Origin of the sequence: Bacillus cereus group sp. BfR-BA-01524, assembly GCF_022662595.1 — a bacterium.
GTDB lineage: Bacteria > Bacillota > Bacilli > Bacillales > Bacillaceae_G > Bacillus_A > Bacillus_A thuringiensis_S.
In genome coordinates, this window is sequence record NZ_JAKUDW010000008.1 from 1 (window position 1) to 16,254 (window position 16,254).

Genomic DNA, 16,254 nt, shown 5'->3' on the forward strand with positions numbered 1-16,254 from the left:
AGGTAACACGGGGGCTACTGGTGCTACCGGCGCTACTGGACCTCACGGTGTTCAAGGTACCACGGGTGCTACGGGCGCCACTGGACCTCACGGTGTTCAAGGTAACACGGGGGCTACTGGTGCCACTGGACCTCAAGGCGTTCAAGGTAACACAGGTGCTACCGGCGCTACTGGACCTCAGGGTGTTCAAGGTAACACAGGTGCTACCGGCGCTACTGGTGCCACTGGACCTCAAGGCATTCAAGGACCAACGGGTGCTACCGGCGCTACTGGTATAGGAGTTACTGGACCTACTGGACCTTCTGGTGGACCTACCGGACCTACTGGGCCAACTGGACCTAGCTTCCCTGTAGCAACAATTGTTGTAACAAACAATATTCAGCAAACAGTACTGCAATTTAATAACTTTATTTTTAGTACTGCAATTAACGTAAACAATATTATCTTCAACGGCACAGATACAGTTACTGTTATCAACGGTGGCATTTATGTAATTAGCGTATCCATTTCTACAACCGCGCCAGGATGCGCTCCACTTGGAGTAGGAATTTCAATTAATGGAGCTGTCGCAACTGATAACTTCTCTTCAAATTTAATAGGCGACTCACTTTCATTTACTACAATTGAAACATTAGCAGCTGGTGCAAGAATTTCTGTCCAATCTACTCTTAATGAGATTACGATCCCTGCGACAGGAAATACTAACATCCGCCTTACTGTATTTAGAATCGCTTAAATTTCACTATATATTGTTTATGACAAATAAAAAAAGAGCGAGAAACTCGCTCTTTTTTTGTTATGTACAATAATTTATTACTATTCTAATTCAATGGAAACATTTTTTTGTGGTACAAATGTAGAAATAGCATGTTTATAAATAAGCTGTTGCTTACCTTCTGTTTCCAGTAGGACTGTAAAATTATCAAATCCTTTAATTAGTCCACGAAGCTGGAAACCATTTAATAAGTACAGCGTAACAAACGTATTTTCTTTACGGAGTTGATTTAAAAACTGATCTTGAATATTGATTGATTGCTTCATGTCGAATCCTCCTCTTTTTCTCTACTTACTATTATTCGACTTTACTTGTAACTTTCCTTCTATGTATCGTAAAATTTCTGACGTTTTTTCACCGTCTGTAACATCAAACCACGTGACATCCATTTTATTACGGAACCACGTTAATTGACGCTTTGCATAACGACGCGAATTCGTCTTTAATTGTGATACCGCATCTTCTAAAGGGGCTCGATTCTCAAAATAATCATAGATTTCTTTATATCCAATCGCTTGAATAGATTGACAATCTCGTATCCCTCTATTATACAGACCTTCCACTTCCTCTAATAGGCCTTGTTCCATCATCAAATCCACTCGTAAGTTAATGCGATCGTATAGCATTTCTCGATCCATTGTCAAGCCAATTAATGAAACATCATAGAGTAACTCTTTTTCTTGTTTCTCAATTTGGTCACTCATTTTTTCACCCGTCGTGTGGAAAATTTCTAACGCTCGAATGACACGTCGTACATTATTTGCATGAATACGCTCCGCACTTTCCGGATCTACTTCTTGCAATTTTTTATGTACATATTCCACACCGCGTTCTAAAGCTAACTTTTCCATTTGCTCTCGGTATATCACATCACCAGCATCATCTGTAAACTGATAATCGAATAAAACAGATTGTATATAAAGACCGGTCCCACCAACTATAATTGGTAATTTACCACGTTCTGTAATTTCTCGAATATGCTTGCGAACACGTTCTTGAAATTCCGCGACAGAAAATGAATCTTCCGGATTTTTTATATCGACCATATAATGTGGAATTCCGTCCATCTCTGCTTGTGTTACCTTTGCAGTTCCAATATCCATCGTTCGATAGATTTGCATGGAATCACCACTAATAATTTCACCGTTCAACGCTTTGGCAAGATCGATACTTAACTTCGTCTTTCCAACAGCAGTTGGTCCAATGATGACAGCAACTTTTTCACGTTGCACTTCTCCCATATCATTCAACTCTCTTTATGTAATATACTCCATCTATTGATTATACCCAATCTTACCAATTTTAACGGCATGATTGCAAGTTCTTTCATTTCGGTACATGAAATTATACATAAAAAAGAACATAGTTTGTCCAATTCTGCATATACATGATAAAAATAGTTTTGAGAGGATGAGTTAACTATGAAACAATCCACCATCAATTTTTCATCTTTGACAAAAGACCTCATTTTAGCTACTTCTACAAAAGAACAAAATTGTTCACAAGAGGAATTATACTTCGCCCTAAATTGTTTACTACGGGTCTTTCATTCTACTCTCCATGAAACAACATTACATCCAGAAAATAAAAATACAGAATATATACAAACGCAATTTTGCAGTGCATATAAAATTATTACAGGTAAAACTATTTATCCCTTTCAATAATCCATAAAAAGCGGCTGCTTACATAATTTCAAGCAACCGCTTTTTATATTAATATCGATAACCTATTGTATAACTTTCACTTTTACAGATTTGCGCCCCCAACTATTAGCACTACCATCTGAACCGACTAATACATCAATACGATTTCCTTTAATAGCACCGCCAGTATCTCCAGCGATCGCTTCTCCATATCCTTCTACCCATACTTTTGATCCAAGCGGAATTACTTTCGGATCAACAGCAATTACTTTCATATTTGGATTTGCTGTTAAATCATGCCCCATTGCAGTTAATACACGACCACCATACGAACCATTCTCACCCGGATCTGCTGTATATGCCGTCGCTTCTACTGTAATTTCACGACCACCATTAGGCGCACTTGTTTCAGTAGATTTCGCAACTGGTTTTGCAGCCGGCTTTTCTTTTACCACAGGTTTACTTGATTCTACCTTCTTAATAGAATCGTTACTCTTAACAGACTCTTTATTCTTAACTGCTGTATTATTTTTAACCGGCGTATTTGTACTAACCGGTCCTTCTTCTTGAGTTGCAACTTCTTTCTTTTCGATTACAGGTGCCGTTCCTGTTAGAAATGGCACGTGAACATATCCGACTTTTCCATTGTAGTCAAATTGTAACCATTCATTTTGAACTTGATTCGTCGTTTCAATCACATCGTCTTTATTAAGTTTACCAAGAACTTCAGAATCAGTATTCGCTCCAGCACGAACATTTAATACGCCCGCCGTTACATAATATGTGCTCTTTGTAAATTCAGCACTTACAAACGCTTCCTTACCGTTCAACTTAATTTTTGTCCATCCATTTTCTGTATTTATAACATCTAGTGTATTCCCACTTAACACTTTACCTACAAGCTTTGACTCTACATTTGGGTTTTCTCTAACATTTAATACGTCTGTTGTTACAATTGTTTCCGCTTTAGCAGAACCCGCAAAAATCCCAAGACCAAAAACTGCTGCTGTTGCTATACCTAATAATTTTTTCATGAATAGCCTCCATTTGCTTTGTTTTCGTATTCTCATTATAGCAACAGATTTTTAGAATTTTTAGAAATCACACAATTACAAAGCATTCGTAATATACGATTAATGAGTTGTAACATAAATTTCCATATTAATAAAATGTATTTCTAATACAATCTTCAATGGTTTTCATATATTTTTCACATACGAGCACAAGAACTTTTTTCCAGAAAAAATTACAGTGTTACTTTTTTGTTACAAAAAATTCACAATTCATTACATCTTTTACCAAAAAACATCAATATTCAATTGTTAACCTACTTTTTTGTAATAAAAAAAGCAGCTAATAAAAGCTACTTTCTTTTCATTTGTTATTGAACTTTCTTTTTCCAAACACCTAGCATAATAGCCGAGACAATCGTTCCAATTAATATAGAGAAAATATATAGTAATGGTTTATTTACTAACGCTATTACAAATAATCCACCATGCGGTGCCGGTAATGTAATTTGGAATAACATAGATAACGCACCTGCAATACTTGAACCAACAACACAACTTACAATTACTCGAACCGGATCTGCAGCTGCAAACGGAATCGCACCTTCTGTAATGAACGATGCTCCCATAATATAATTTGTTAAACCAGATTTACGTTCCGCTTCTGTAAACTTTGATTTAAAGAATGTAGTTGCGAATGCAATCGCAAGTGGCGGTACCATACCACCAGCCATAACTGCTGAGTGCACTCCAAAATTTTGTGCTTCTATTGCAGCAATACCAAACGTAAATGCCGCTTTATTAATTGGACCACCCATATCAATTGCCATCATACCACCTAAAATAAGACCTAGTAATATAGCATTCGTACCGTTTAAACCATTTAACCACCCTGTCAACATTTCATTTAATGCTACTACAGGCGGAATTACTACTTTTTGCATTACAACTCCTGTAATCAATAATCCAAAGACTGGATATAACAAAACAGGTTTAATTCCTTCTAATTGTACTGGTAGTCCTGAAAATAATCTTTTCAACCCTAAAACAACATATCCAGCTAAGAAACCAGCAATTAATCCACCTAAAAATCCAGCATTCGCATTCGCTGCTAAAAATCCACCTACAACACCAGGCATAAAACCAGGACGATCAGCAATAGAGCTTGCAATAAATCCAGCTAAAATTGGTACAAGGAATAAAAACGCACCTGTTTTTCCTCCACCAATTGACATGAACAATTCAGCTAAAGGACCTTCCGCCTTTATACCACCAAACGAAAACGCTAGCGCTATTAAAATCCCGCCACCAACAACGAATGGAAGCATATTACTTACACCGCTCATTAAATGCTTATAAATTCCTAATCCTTTTTCTCGCTCAATATTTTCTGATTTCCCGTCCTCTTTTACACCTTTAAAGATTGGTGCATCTTGTTTGACAGCTCGATTGAGCAATTTTTCCGTTTTTCGAATCCCGTCAGCAACTGGCACTTGAATGACATGTTTACCAGCAAAACGATTCATTTCTACTTGTTTATCTGCCGCAACAATAATAGCTGTTGCACGTTCAATATCCTCTTTCGTTAAACCGTTTTTAATACCTGTTGATCCGTTTGTTTCAACTTTAATCGCTATTCCTAACTCTGCCGCTTTTGCTTTTAAGCTATCCGCCGCCATATATGTGTGAGCGATTCCAGTTGGGCAAGCTGTAACAGCAAGTACGTACGGTTCATTTCCTTCTGGTTTGGCGACCTCAATCTCTTCTTCTTTTTCATTCTCTTTTTCATCAAATAGACGAAGAAGCTCAATTTCATCCTTCGCTTCTAATAGTTGCTTGCGAAATCCTTCATCCATTAATACTGTCGATAAACGAGACAACGTTTCTAAATGAGTATTATTCGCTCCTTCACTTGCAGCAATCATAAAGAATAAATGCGCAGGCTGTCCATCAAGCGACTCATAATTGATACCGCTTACACTTCTACCAAAACAAATCGATGGTTGTTTAACAGCCTTTGTCTTCGCATGAGGTATTGCAATGCCTTCCCCAATTCCAGTCGTACTTTGGGACTCCCGCTTTAAAATAGCTTCTTTAAATTCCGTTTTACTATTTAAACGATTTGCCCCATTTAATTTCTCAACTAATTCATCTATGACAGCTTCTTTATTTGAAGCTGCCAAATCCATAATAACTGTATCCCTTTTTAATAGTTCTGTAATTTTCATATGTTGCTTCCCCCTATCGCTTAGCTACAATTACTTGCGACAATAATTCTTCTACTTTTTCCTTCTTACATAAATCAGCTGAAAATGCTGTTGCACTCCCTGTTGCAACGCCGTATTGAAATGCCTTTTCAATATCTTTTGTCTGTTCATATTTGCCTACAAACCCTGCAACAAGAGAATCTCCGGCCCCAACTGAATTAATTACAACACCTTTTGGAACAGTCGCTTCATATATACCTTCTGCCGTAAATAATAAAGCTCCCTCTCCAGCCATCGATACGATAACGTGTTTTACACCTTGTTCAATTAATTTTCTTCCATAGGGTAAAATGTCTTCTACTGTTGAAAGCTCCACTCCAAACAACTCACCAAGTTCATGGTGGTTTGGCTTAATTAAAAATGGCTTATTTTTAATTACATGTTGCAGTGCACTTCCACTTGCATCTACTACTACACGAATACCTTTTTCAGCTCCAAACGCAGCGATTGATTCGTAAAAGGTACTTGGAATAGAGACTGGTACACTCCCAGCGAGTACAACACAATCTCCAGGTTGCATACTCTCAATTTTTTTCATTAACTGTTCGAACTGCTCTTTTGTTACAAGAGGACCTTGGCCATTTAATTCTGTTTCTTCTTTCCCTTTTATTTTCACATTAATGCGAGTATCTTCATCTACTTGGACGAAGTTAGTTGTTACACCTTCATCATGTAATACCTCTTTAATAAATTGACCAGTAAATCCACCAGTAAATCCAAGTGCTATATTTTTAACACCTAAACGCTGAAGAACACGAGAAACATTAATTCCTTTTCCTCCAGGAAACTTCATATCTTTCTCCGCTCGATTTATTGTTCCTAAATCAAAAGAAGGAACTTGCACTACATAATCAATAGATGGGTTTAAAGTAACTGTATAGATCATTGTTTATCAGCCTCAATTACATTGGTTTGTTTTTTATATTTTTCTAAATCAATTTCTAAATGGTTTGTAATAATATTTGCATCTTCAACATTTGCAATTTTCGCAAACGCAACTTCTGAAAACTTACTTTCATCAATTAAGAAATATCCTTCGTTTGCTAATGTTAATGCCATTTGTTTTAAGAGCGCTTCTTCTGGATCTGGCGTTGTAAAGCCAAGCTGTTCATGTACACCATTTGCACCTAAAAAACATTTATCAAAACGATACTTCTGCATACTTTCCTGTGCCATAGCACCGATTAAAGCTTTCGTCCTACTCTTCATCATTCCGCCTAGTAAATACGCACAAATATTATTTTTAACTAAAGCTTCAATATGCATAAGTCCATTCGTAACGACAGTAACATCTTTATTTATTAAAAATGGAATCATTTCAAATGTTGTACTTCCTGCATCTAAATAAATACAATCACCTTGTTCAATAACGCTAGCCGCATAATTAGCAATTTGTTGTTTTATTTGAATGTTTTTGGATGATTTTTCAACCATCGTTGGTTCTTGCCCTTTTCCTGTTAAAACAGCGGCACCACCATGAACTCTTTTTAATAACCTTTGCTTTTCCAATTGTGCTAAATCACGGCGAATTGTCGACTCAGAGCTTTCTGTTCTTTCAACTAATTGCTGTAATTTTACAACTTTCTGTTCTTTTACAAGTTGCAATATCATTTGATGACGTTCAGGAGTTAACATTTTATTCACCTCTTCTTTGATTACAGTATAATGAAAACGGTCACAAAAATCAACCATAAACAATCAAAAATAATCAAAAACACCCACAAACGTTTATAAACAGCAAAAAAGAAACCTATTCGATCAAACAATCAAATAGGTTTCTTTTCTAAATTCACTTATAAAGAAGCTTTATATATACTTAGAACATCATCTTTATTTAATTTTTTAAAGTTACCAAATTCACCATACACCATCGCTTTATTAGCCATTATATCAATTTCATTTTCTCCAATAGCGTAATCAGATAATGTTACTGGTGCCTCAATTGAAGTCCAAAATTGACGCAGTGCCTCAATTCCTTCTAACGCCACTTCTTTATCTGTTTTACCACCTGTTTCTATATCAAATACACGAATAGCGAACTGTTTAAAACGACTTACATTTTCCTCTACAACATGCTTCATCCAGTTTGGGAATAAAATCGCAAGGCCACCCCCGTGTGGTATATCATGAACAGCAGAAACTGCATGCTCAATATTATGAGTCGCCCAATCTCCTTTTACTCCCATCGCTAAAATGCCGTTTAACGCCATAGTACCACAATATAAAATAGTTTCTCTATGCTCATAATTTTCTAAATCACTTAAAAGCTTAGGAGCTGTCTCAATTACTGTTTTTAAAACAGCTTCACAATAACGATCTTGTAGTTCTGTATTCGTTCCATGATGGAAATATTGTTCTAATACGTGCGACATAATATCTACCATACCGTAAATTGTTTGATCTTTCGGTACAGAAGTAGTATGAACTGGATCTAAAATCGAAAACTGCGGGAAAGTAACCGGGCTACCCCATCCATACTTTTCATTCGTTTCCCAGTTTGTAATTACCGAGCCTGCATTCATTTCAGATCCTGTTGCTGCAAGAGTAAGTACAGTACCAAATGGTAATGCCTCATTAGCAAATGTTTTTTTCGTTACAATATCCCATACATCTCCATCGTACTTACTACCAGCTGCAATTGCCTTCGTACAGTCGATCACACTTCCTCCACCAACTGCTAAAATGAATTCAACACCATTCTCTTTACAAATTTGAATCCCTTTCTTTACAGTTGATACACGTGGATTCGGTTCAACACCTGTCAATTCAAATACTTCTGCATTAATATCCTTTAAAATAGAAATTACATTATCATAAATACCGTTTCTTTTAATGCTGCCTCCCCCGTATACGAGAAGAACTTTTTTACCGAACTGTGGAATTTCAGTTTTTAACTGTTCTAATTGACCTTTACCGAAAATAAGTTTCGTTGGATTACGAAATACAAAATTTTGCATATTTCTTTACCATCCCTTCTATTTGAAAAGCAACTATACTTTTGTATACCATATTTTTTTCATTTCACAAAAATATTTGCTTAATAAAAAAATCCCAGCCTACAGGCTGAGATTTTTTTTATTGGTAATAAGGTGAGATCATTAAGTAAACAATAACACCAGATAAACTTACATATAACCAAATCGGCATCGTCCAACGTACAATTTTACGGTGGCGTGTCAATTGATTTGTAAAACCAAATACAAGTGCAAACAATGCAAGTGGTACAATAATTGCTGCAAGGATAATATGCGTAATTAAAATAATGAAGTACACATATTTAATGAACCCTTCTCCGCCAAAATGTGTTGCTGGCGCCAAGTAATGATACGATAAATAAGAAACACAAAATAGCAACGTCGTTGTAAATGCTGCGAGGATAAAACCACGGTGCATTTTCACATTCTTTTTAATAATAGAGTATAAAGCTGCTAATAAGAATACGAACGTAAAGCTATTAAAAATCGCATTTAACATTGGTAAAATTGTTACATCAAAATGTACTTCTCCTTCATAGCCAACAGGTCCAAAGAACAAAAATAAAATAATCGCATTTACAATTACAGAAAGCGTTATCACAATAGGAGCATAGCTTTTCTGATTTGTTGATTGATCCACCAAAATGGTCACTCCCTCTTCCTTCAAGTATGTATACATAACCTCACTATTTTAACATATTATTCACAGTGTAAATGTGACAATAGTTTGACACAGCAAGACAAGACAAAGAAAAAAATCCTTCTTAATAAAACTTCTTAAGAAGGATTTTATCGCTTTATTATTCAAATAGCAACGCGATTAATTTTTGTTAAAAAATGTATCGCTATATGCTTGAAAAATTTCAGACACTTGATATCCCATTAATGAAATTGCTGTTAATGAAAAGAAACCAATCATAAGAAATCGAAACCACATATAAATCTCCTCCTTGTATTTAGCTTAAAAAACGTTAGCTACCTTACAAGTTACGTGGCACTCTTCATCATCACTTTCCTTCTTCTTTACAATTGCTGTTATAAATCGAATCATAAAGAATAGAACAAAAGGAAATTGTTCGTAATTCACATTGGCATAATTTAGCAACGGCTCGCGCTGCACATCGAACGGAGATGAGAAGGAATAGAACATACCTTGCTCTTCCATATATACAATTACAATTTTCATGCAAAATACTATTCCTAAAAACGAAACAATATCTTGCCATTCTGTCGTATATAACAGGTTATACAGCTCTAATACGTACTCTTCCATCATCATCCCCCCTTCCTTTTTTACCATTTTGCTCGCCTTCGTATAAAAAGTCAAGAAAAAAGTTTATATCCACTATGACAATAGTAATTACTTGTTTCTATGATTATATATGATTCTTTTATAGCAATGATTGGGTGTAACTCTCTTCGAAAACAAGAAAATTAGAATCGAACAGATTCCTCATTCTTACTTTTAGGATTCAAAACTGTGCTATTTTTATTTCTATTAAAAATAAAATACGAAAGTATGATAAGAACAGTAACAAACATTGTTAAAAGTGCTTGTGAACGTAAAGAATCAATTGCGAGCATCGCAACTAAAACTGCTATAATAGCGGCAATTGTAACATACGTTACATACGGAAAAAGCCACATTTTCACTTTCAAATTTTGTTGTTCTACTTTCCCCATTTTTTTACGCATCTTTAAATGCGAAACTGCAATAACGAGATAAACTAGTAACGCAATCCCGCCAGATGCATTCACTAAAAACAAAAAGACTTTATCTGGAGAAATGTAACTAAAAACAACTCCAATATAAGCGAAGAAAGTTCCAAATAAAACCGCTCGAACAGGAACACCACTACTGTTCAATTTTAAAAATGACTTTGGCGCATCTCCTCTTTCTGCCATTGAAAAAAGCATTCTTGAGTTTGTATATAAACCTGAATTTAAGCAAGAAAGTACAGCTGTTAAAACGATAAAATTCATAATTTGTGCTGCCGCTGGTATTCCTATATGTTCAAGTACAGCTACAAATGGACTTTTTAATATGTTAGCTGAATTCCATGGCAGTAGCGTAACAACTACCGCTATAGACCCAATAAAAAATACAAGAATACGCCAAATCACACTGTTTGTTGCTGTTTTTACTGCTTTTACAGGTTCTGCAGATTCACCAGCCGCTACTGCTACAATCTCTGATCCCATAAATGAAAATATAACAACAGTAATTCCAAGCAATACCGAACTTATACCGTTTGGCATAAATCCACCTTGTCCAATTAAATTCGAAGTGCCGGGTGCTTCTGTTCCTGGAACAAGCCCTAAAATAACAGCAAGACCTAGGCAAAGGAACAAAACAATACTTATTACTTTAATAAAAGAAAACCAATATTCAAACTCTCCAAATGATTTCACCGAAAAAACGTTCGTCAACGTTAATAAAATTGTTAATATTAAACTTAATAACCAGAGCGGTATTTGTGGAATCCAATATTGGATAATACCAGCACCTGCTGTGGCTTCTATTGCAATAACAATTACCCAGAAAAACCAGTATAACCAGCCTATTGTATAACCCGCCCATGGACCAATTGCTTCTCTTGCATACGTTGCAAATGAACCACTTGTCGGATTTACAGCTGCCATTTCTCCTAGCATTCTCATGACGAAAATGACTAGAAGTCCTGCTAATGCATATGAAACGATAGAACCAGGTCCTGCCGAATGTACAACTGCACCACTTCCAACAAACAAACCAGCCCCTATTACGCCGCCAATTGAGATCATTGTAATGTGGCGTATTTTGAGATCTTTCTTTAGATTTTTATCCAACTCTTGTACATCCCCTTCCAAACTAAATTTTGAAATTTATGTAAGAGTACTGTGCGAAAGATTTTGTCCTATACTTTAAAATATATCAAAATATTCTGAATTTAACAATTGCAATTCAACCTCCCTCAAAAATTATTTCATTAGGTTTAATACTTTTCCATACACAATTGTTGAGAAAATTATAGTCCTCTTACAAAAGAAAGAATTTTCAGATATTATTAAATAAACAAGATTATACATCTAGACAACTTTTTGTATAGGAGTGTTGATATGTTAAACAAATTCAAATTTTTTTGTTGTATTTTAGTACTGTTCTTACTGCTACCGCTATCCCCTTTTCAAACACAAGCAGCAAACAATTTAGGTTCAAAATTACTCGTTGGATACTGGCATAACTTCGATAACGGTACTGGCATTATTAAATTAAGAGACATTTCACCAAAATGGGATGTAATCAATGTATCTTTCGGTGAAACTGGTGGTGATCGTTCCACTGTTGAATTTTCCCCTGTATATGGTACAGATACAGAATTCAAATCAGATATTTCTTATTTAAAAAGTAAAGGAAAGAAAGTAGTTCTTTCAATAGGTGGACAAAATGGGGTCGTTTTACTTCCTGACAATGCCGCTAAGCAACGTTTTATTAATTCCATACAATCTCTGATTGATAAATACGGTTTTGATGGAATAGATATTGACCTTGAATCAGGTATTTACTTAAACGGAAATGACACTAATTTCAAAAACCCAACTACTCCTCAAATCGTAAATCTTATATCAGCTATTCGAACAATCTCAGATCATTATGGTCCAGATTTTCTATTAAGCATGGCTCCTGAAACAGCTTATGTTCAAGGCGGTTATAGCGCATACGGAAGCATCTGGGGTGCATATTTACCAATTATTTACGGAGTGAAAGATAAACTAACATACATTCACGTTCAACACTACAATGCTGGTAGCGGGATTGGAATGGACGGTAATAACTACAATCAAGGTACTGCAGACTACGAAGTCGCTATGGCAGATATGCTCTTACATGGTTTTCCTGTAGGTGGTAATGCAAATAACATTTTCCCAGCTCTTCGTTCAGATCAAGTAATGATTGGACTTCCTGCAGCACCAGCGGCAGCTCCAAGTGGTGGATACATTTCGCCAACTGAAATGAAAAAAGCTTTAAATTATATCATTAAAGGAGTTCCGTTCGGAGGAAAGTATAAACTTTCTAACCAGAGTGGCTATCCTGCATTCCGCGGCCTAATGTCTTGGTCTATTAATTGGGATGCAAAAAACAACTTTGAATTCTCTAATAATTACAGAACATATTTTGATGGTCTTTCCTTGCAAAAATAATAAAAAACAACAATAGGTTATAGGACCTATTGTTGTTTTTTATTTATGTAAATTACTTTTTCACTTCTACATGATGAAGAGATTCTTTTTCATCTCTTACATAACTATTTACAAGACTTAAAAGTAATTTACCACCAATTAACATCGCTTGTTCATCAAAATCAAATTGAGGATGATGATGTGGATATGTTGCTCCTATTTCTTCATTACCCGCACCTGTGAAGAAAAATGCTCCAGGAACATGGTCTAAGTAGTATGCAAAATCTTCTCCCCCCATAATAGGTGGTACTTCCATGACCCGTTCTCTGCCAAGATCACGTTCCGCAACCGTCATAAAATGACGTGTTTCATCTACATGATTTATTAATATTGGATAGCCTCGTTTATATTGAATATTAACTTCAGCATGAAGAGACTGACAAATCCCTTCAACAACTCGTTTAAATTCCTTCTCCATATATTCTCTCACTTCAGGATCTAGCCTTCGAATGGTCCCTGTAAATGTAGCAGTATCTGCAATAATATTATCTGCTTGACCAGCATGAAATGTGCCTACTGTTAATACTGCAGATTGAAGCGGATCTACTTTTCTACTAACTAAAAGTTGTAATTGGTTAATAACTTGCGTTGCAACGATAATAGCATCTACAGTATGGTGCGGCATACCTCCATGACCACCTCGCCCTTGAACCTTCACTTCAAAAGAATCAGCTGCTGCCATCATTGCTCCAGCTCTTGCCCCAACAATTCCCAATGGCATTTGAGAAGATAAATGTGTACCAAATACAACATCTACTCCCTCTAAACAACCATCCTCAATCATGGCAATTGCCCCACCAGGTTCTTTTTCTTCTGCATGTTGATGTATAAGAACTATTTTTCCAGAAAGCTGATCTCTATGGTCACTTAATATTTTTGCAACTCCTAAAAGTGTTGCTGTATGTCCATCATGCCCACAAGCGTGCATTACACCAGGAATCTTTGATTTATATGAAACTTGCTTTTCATCTTGGATAGGTAGCGCATCGAAATCAGCACGTAGCGCTATCGTCTTCCCAGGTCTTCCACCTTCAATTACTCCGATTACTCCTCTGCCCCCGATATTTGTTTTCACCTCAATATGAAAACTTTTTAAGATTTCAGCTACTTTTCTCGGCGTTTCTATTTCTTGAAACGACAGCTCTGGATATTGATGAAAATCTCTTCGCCATGAAACTATTTGGTTATATAAACTTTCCAATTCTTTATGCCATGTTTCTATCATAGAAATTCCCCTTTCTTTATTTAACACATTAAATAAAACTTACATAACATTCAGTATTTAATCAATAAAAAAGAGAACTTTCTCTAAAAGTCCTCCTACTATTCTAGTCACTATTTTGCTTCAACACAAAAACTGAAAGTTCAGGTACACTCCAAAATCTAACAGGCATCCTAGTAGTCCCAATGCCACGATTTACATATAAATATAACGGCTTACTCTTCCCCTCTACTTCATACATACCTTCAACATAGTTCTCAGCTAGTTTGGTAGTAATTAACGGACCTACGAAAGGAATTTGGACTTGTCCTCCGTGACTATGTCCTGACAGTTGAAGATCAACTGGGTAACGATTTATTTTGGTTACAACATCCGGCTCATGTACTAATAACATGTTGAAATCATTTTGTTTCAAGTTTTTTAAAGTTGAATCTATTTGCGGCTTCCCTAATAGAAAATCATCCAAACCTGATATTGTAATATATTTGCCGTTTTCCACTTTAATTTTCTGCACTCCATTTACTAATACAGAAAAACCAGCTTCCTCCATATATTTTTTGTAAAATAAACTACCGCCCCCGCCCCTATCATGATTCCCAAACACAGCATATTTCCCTAAGGGAGCGTAAATTTTCTGCAAAATAGCCTTCGCTTCTTCTCTTTCCGCATTATAAGACCCAAATTTATCTATTAAATCTCCGGTAAAAACTACTATATCTGGATGTAATTCATTCATCTTCTCCACTAAATGTTCAAGTTGTTTCAGTGTAAACTCTGGTCCTAAATGTACATCTGAAAACTGTAATATTTTTTTATTATTAAATTCTTTAGGAATTGCAGAAGCTTCTATTTCATTCCATGTAACCGTTACTAGTTTTCGTTCTATTTCTGTCGCATAATAATACAAACTTACTGGTATCATTAATATACTTATAAAACTAATAATAAATATCTTTATGATTGATTTTTTTCGTTCTTTTTTTACATGATTCGTATTCATGTTTTCACCTCTAGAAACACTTTAAATCCTTATTGTTACATTAATGTGACAACATGAACAATGTTATTAATATGTAATTCCCTCCATATTCACTTTGACAATTTTATACAGAAGTCATAACATATTTTTATAATACGTAGATTTTTGAATTTTTTTCTATTCATTCCATCATTTTATTACGGAGGGGTTATTCATGTCTGTATTTACACCAGAAGAAATTACGGAACTTGCTGCGAATTCAGGAAGGAAAAAAGCTCATTTATCATTGCTCCCTATGCTAATTCTTGGTTTTTTTGGTGGTGCTTTTATCGCATTAGGGTATTTACTCGATATTCATGTTATTGGGACAATGCCAAAATATTGGGGATCATTTTCTAGTTTTCTAGGCGCTGCTGTATTCCCTATTGGTCTTATTCTCGTTATTCTTGCAGGCGGTGAACTAATAACTGGTAACATGATGACAGTTTCTATGGCCTGGCTCCAAAAGAAAATTACTTTATTTCATTTCATACGAAATTTAGTTATTGTTACATTTAGCAATTTCATAGGAGCTGTATTCGTAGCCTATTTTTTCGGTCATATCGTTGGCTTAACTGAAGGAGCTTTTTTAGCGAAAACTATTTCTATCGCTCAAGCGAAACTACAAGATACACCATTGCAAGCATTTATTTCTGCAATCGGATGTAATTGGCTCGTTTGTTTAGCTGTTTGGCTCAGTATGGGAAGTAAAGAATTTATCGGAAAGATTATCGGTATTTGGTTCCCAGTTATGACTTTTGTTGCGATTGGATTTCAACACGTTGTAGCAAATATGTTTGTCATCCCAGCCGCAATTTTTGCCGGTCATTTCACTTGGGCTGAATATTTTCCAAACTTTATTTTTGTTTTCTTTGGAAATTTAGTAGGAGGTATGTTATTTGTAGCACTACCTTACTTCATATCTTATAATAAGAAACTACCTTCTCATCAAGAGAAGACTGAAATGAAGAACAAATCTCTGTCCGCTTAAATGGAATGTCTATAAAGTGTCCTAAAAAATATTACAAATTTCATTTTTTTTGCGAATATATGTACGTACACTTGTTCTCGAATGTTTTATACGTTATAATAACAACTTAAATAGCATTATTTACATATG

General features: G+C 35.5%; 16 protein-coding genes. 4 read left to right on the forward strand and 12 right to left on the reverse strand.

From position 1 onward, the window contains the following. A partial coding sequence (locus MR170_RS04105) for a Gly-Xaa-Xaa repeat protein (protein WP_242307313.1) occupies positions 1–736 on the forward strand: 736 nt, incomplete at its 5' end. Between the two features lie 80 nt (positions 737–816). Here the strand turns inward: MR170_RS04105 and hfq are convergent. Further along, on the reverse strand, positions 817–1,041 hold the full coding sequence (gene hfq / locus MR170_RS04110; RefSeq protein ID WP_000813896.1) for an RNA chaperone Hfq: 225 nt from the start codon (positions 1,039–1,041) through the stop codon (positions 817–819). Between the two features lie 21 nt (positions 1,042–1,062). Further along, complete coding sequence (gene miaA / locus MR170_RS04115) at positions 1,063–2,016, reverse strand: tRNA (adenosine(37)-N6)-dimethylallyltransferase MiaA (protein WP_000504953.1); 954 nt, start codon at positions 2,014–2,016, stop codon at positions 1,063–1,065. 180 nt (positions 2,017–2,196) lie between these two features. Between miaA and MR170_RS04120 the strand changes: the two genes are divergently transcribed. Continuing rightward, positions 2,197–2,442, forward strand: coding sequence for a hypothetical protein (locus tag MR170_RS04120; protein WP_016080602.1), 246 nt, complete (start codon positions 2,197–2,199; stop codon positions 2,440–2,442). A gap of 62 nt (positions 2,443–2,504) precedes the next feature. Here MR170_RS04120 and entD read toward each other — a convergent pair whose 3' ends face one another. The 8 genes from entD to gabP form a co-directional block, all read right to left on the reverse strand. Further along, positions 2,505–3,455, reverse strand: a complete 951-nt coding sequence (gene entD, locus MR170_RS04125) for a cell wall-binding protein EntD (protein ID WP_242307317.1) — start codon at positions 3,453–3,455, stop codon at positions 2,505–2,507. A 347-nt stretch (positions 3,456–3,802) separates the two neighbouring features. Then, a complete protein-coding gene (locus tag MR170_RS04130; RefSeq protein ID WP_242307318.1) occupies positions 3,803–5,659 on the reverse strand; it encodes a PTS fructose transporter subunit IIABC in 1,857 nt (618 codons plus the stop codon). A gap of 13 nt (positions 5,660–5,672) precedes the next feature. After that, positions 5,673–6,584, reverse strand: coding sequence for a 1-phosphofructokinase (gene pfkB / locus MR170_RS04135; RefSeq protein WP_043936354.1), 912 nt, complete (start codon positions 6,582–6,584; stop codon positions 5,673–5,675). Continuing rightward, positions 6,581–7,333, reverse strand: coding sequence for a DeoR/GlpR family DNA-binding transcription regulator (locus tag MR170_RS04140; protein WP_242307320.1), 753 nt, complete (start codon positions 7,331–7,333; stop codon positions 6,581–6,583). Before MR170_RS04140 ends, pfkB begins: the two co-directional genes overlap by 4 nt. 158 nt (positions 7,334–7,491) lie before the next feature. Next, a complete protein-coding gene (locus MR170_RS04145; RefSeq protein WP_016080597.1) occupies positions 7,492–8,655 on the reverse strand; it encodes an iron-containing alcohol dehydrogenase in 1,164 nt (387 codons plus the stop codon). A 118-nt stretch (positions 8,656–8,773) separates the two neighbouring features. After that, entirely contained in the window at positions 8,774–9,316 is a 543-nt protein-coding gene (locus MR170_RS04150; RefSeq protein ID WP_000228316.1) for a DUF420 domain-containing protein, read from the reverse strand. Positions 9,317–9,634: 318 nt separating this feature from the next. Continuing rightward, on the reverse strand, positions 9,635–9,973 hold the full coding sequence (locus tag MR170_RS04155; RefSeq protein WP_140163816.1) for a hypothetical protein: 339 nt from the start codon (positions 9,971–9,973) through the stop codon (positions 9,635–9,637). Positions 9,974–10,107: 134 nt separating this feature from the next. After that, on the reverse strand, positions 10,108–11,502 hold the full coding sequence (gene gabP, locus MR170_RS04160) for a GABA permease (protein ID WP_016080595.1): 1,395 nt from the start codon (positions 11,500–11,502) through the stop codon (positions 10,108–10,110). Positions 11,503–11,772: 270 nt separating this feature from the next. Here gabP and MR170_RS04165 point away from each other — a divergent pair, with 270 nt between their 5' ends. Continuing rightward, a complete protein-coding gene (locus tag MR170_RS04165; protein WP_016080594.1) occupies positions 11,773–12,855 on the forward strand; it encodes a chitinase in 1,083 nt (360 codons plus the stop codon). A gap of 52 nt (positions 12,856–12,907) precedes the next feature. Here MR170_RS04165 and MR170_RS04170 read toward each other — a convergent pair whose 3' ends face one another. After that, positions 12,908–14,119 (reverse strand): M20 metallopeptidase family protein, encoded by a 1,212-nt coding sequence (locus tag MR170_RS04170; protein WP_242307322.1) that lies wholly within the window; start codon positions 14,117–14,119, stop codon positions 12,908–12,910. A 103-nt stretch (positions 14,120–14,222) separates the two neighbouring features. Next, positions 14,223–15,116, reverse strand: coding sequence for a metallophosphoesterase (locus MR170_RS04175; RefSeq protein ID WP_242307323.1), 894 nt, complete (start codon positions 15,114–15,116; stop codon positions 14,223–14,225). A 193-nt stretch (positions 15,117–15,309) separates the two neighbouring features. Here MR170_RS04175 and MR170_RS04180 point away from each other — a divergent pair, with 193 nt between their 5' ends. Further along, a complete protein-coding gene (locus tag MR170_RS04180) occupies positions 15,310–16,125 on the forward strand; it encodes a formate/nitrite transporter family protein (protein WP_016080591.1) in 816 nt (271 codons plus the stop codon). Positions 16,126–16,254: the final 129 nt, after the last annotated feature.

Bases quoted from the DNA above. Each gene is read 5' to 3' on its own strand.
- MR170_RS04180 (WP_016080591.1), top strand. From the start codon at position 15,310: ATGTCTGTATTTACACCAGAAGAAATTACGGAACTTGCTGCGAATTCA.
- MR170_RS04175 (WP_242307323.1), bottom strand. From the start codon at position 15,116: ATGAATACGAATCATGTAAAAAAAGAACGAAAAAAATCAATCATAAAG.
- MR170_RS04155 (WP_140163816.1), bottom strand. From the start codon at position 9,973: ATGGTAAAAAAGGAAGGGGGGATGATGATGGAAGAGTACGTATTAGAG.
- entD (WP_242307317.1), bottom strand. From the start codon at position 3,455: ATGAAAAAATTATTAGGTATAGCAACAGCAGCAGTTTTTGGTCTTGGG.
- MR170_RS04165 (WP_016080594.1), top strand. From the start codon at position 11,773: ATGTTAAACAAATTCAAATTTTTTTGTTGTATTTTAGTACTGTTCTTA.
- MR170_RS04120 (WP_016080602.1), top strand. From the start codon at position 2,197: ATGAAACAATCCACCATCAATTTTTCATCTTTGACAAAAGACCTCATT.
- MR170_RS04140 (WP_242307320.1), bottom strand. From the start codon at position 7,333: ATGTTAACTCCTGAACGTCATCAAATGATATTGCAACTTGTAAAAGAA.
- MR170_RS04170 (WP_242307322.1), bottom strand. From the start codon at position 14,119: ATGATAGAAACATGGCATAAAGAATTGGAAAGTTTATATAACCAAATA.
- miaA (WP_000504953.1), bottom strand. From the start codon at position 2,016: ATGGGAGAAGTGCAACGTGAAAAAGTTGCTGTCATCATTGGACCAACT.
- MR170_RS04145 (WP_016080597.1), bottom strand. From the start codon at position 8,655: ATGCAAAATTTTGTATTTCGTAATCCAACGAAACTTATTTTCGGTAAA.
- hfq (WP_000813896.1), bottom strand. From the start codon at position 1,041: ATGAAGCAATCAATCAATATTCAAGATCAGTTTTTAAATCAACTCCGT.
- pfkB (WP_043936354.1), bottom strand. From the start codon at position 6,584: ATGATCTATACAGTTACTTTAAACCCATCTATTGATTATGTAGTGCAA.
- MR170_RS04130 (WP_242307318.1), bottom strand. From the start codon at position 5,659: ATGAAAATTACAGAACTATTAAAAAGGGATACAGTTATTATGGATTTG.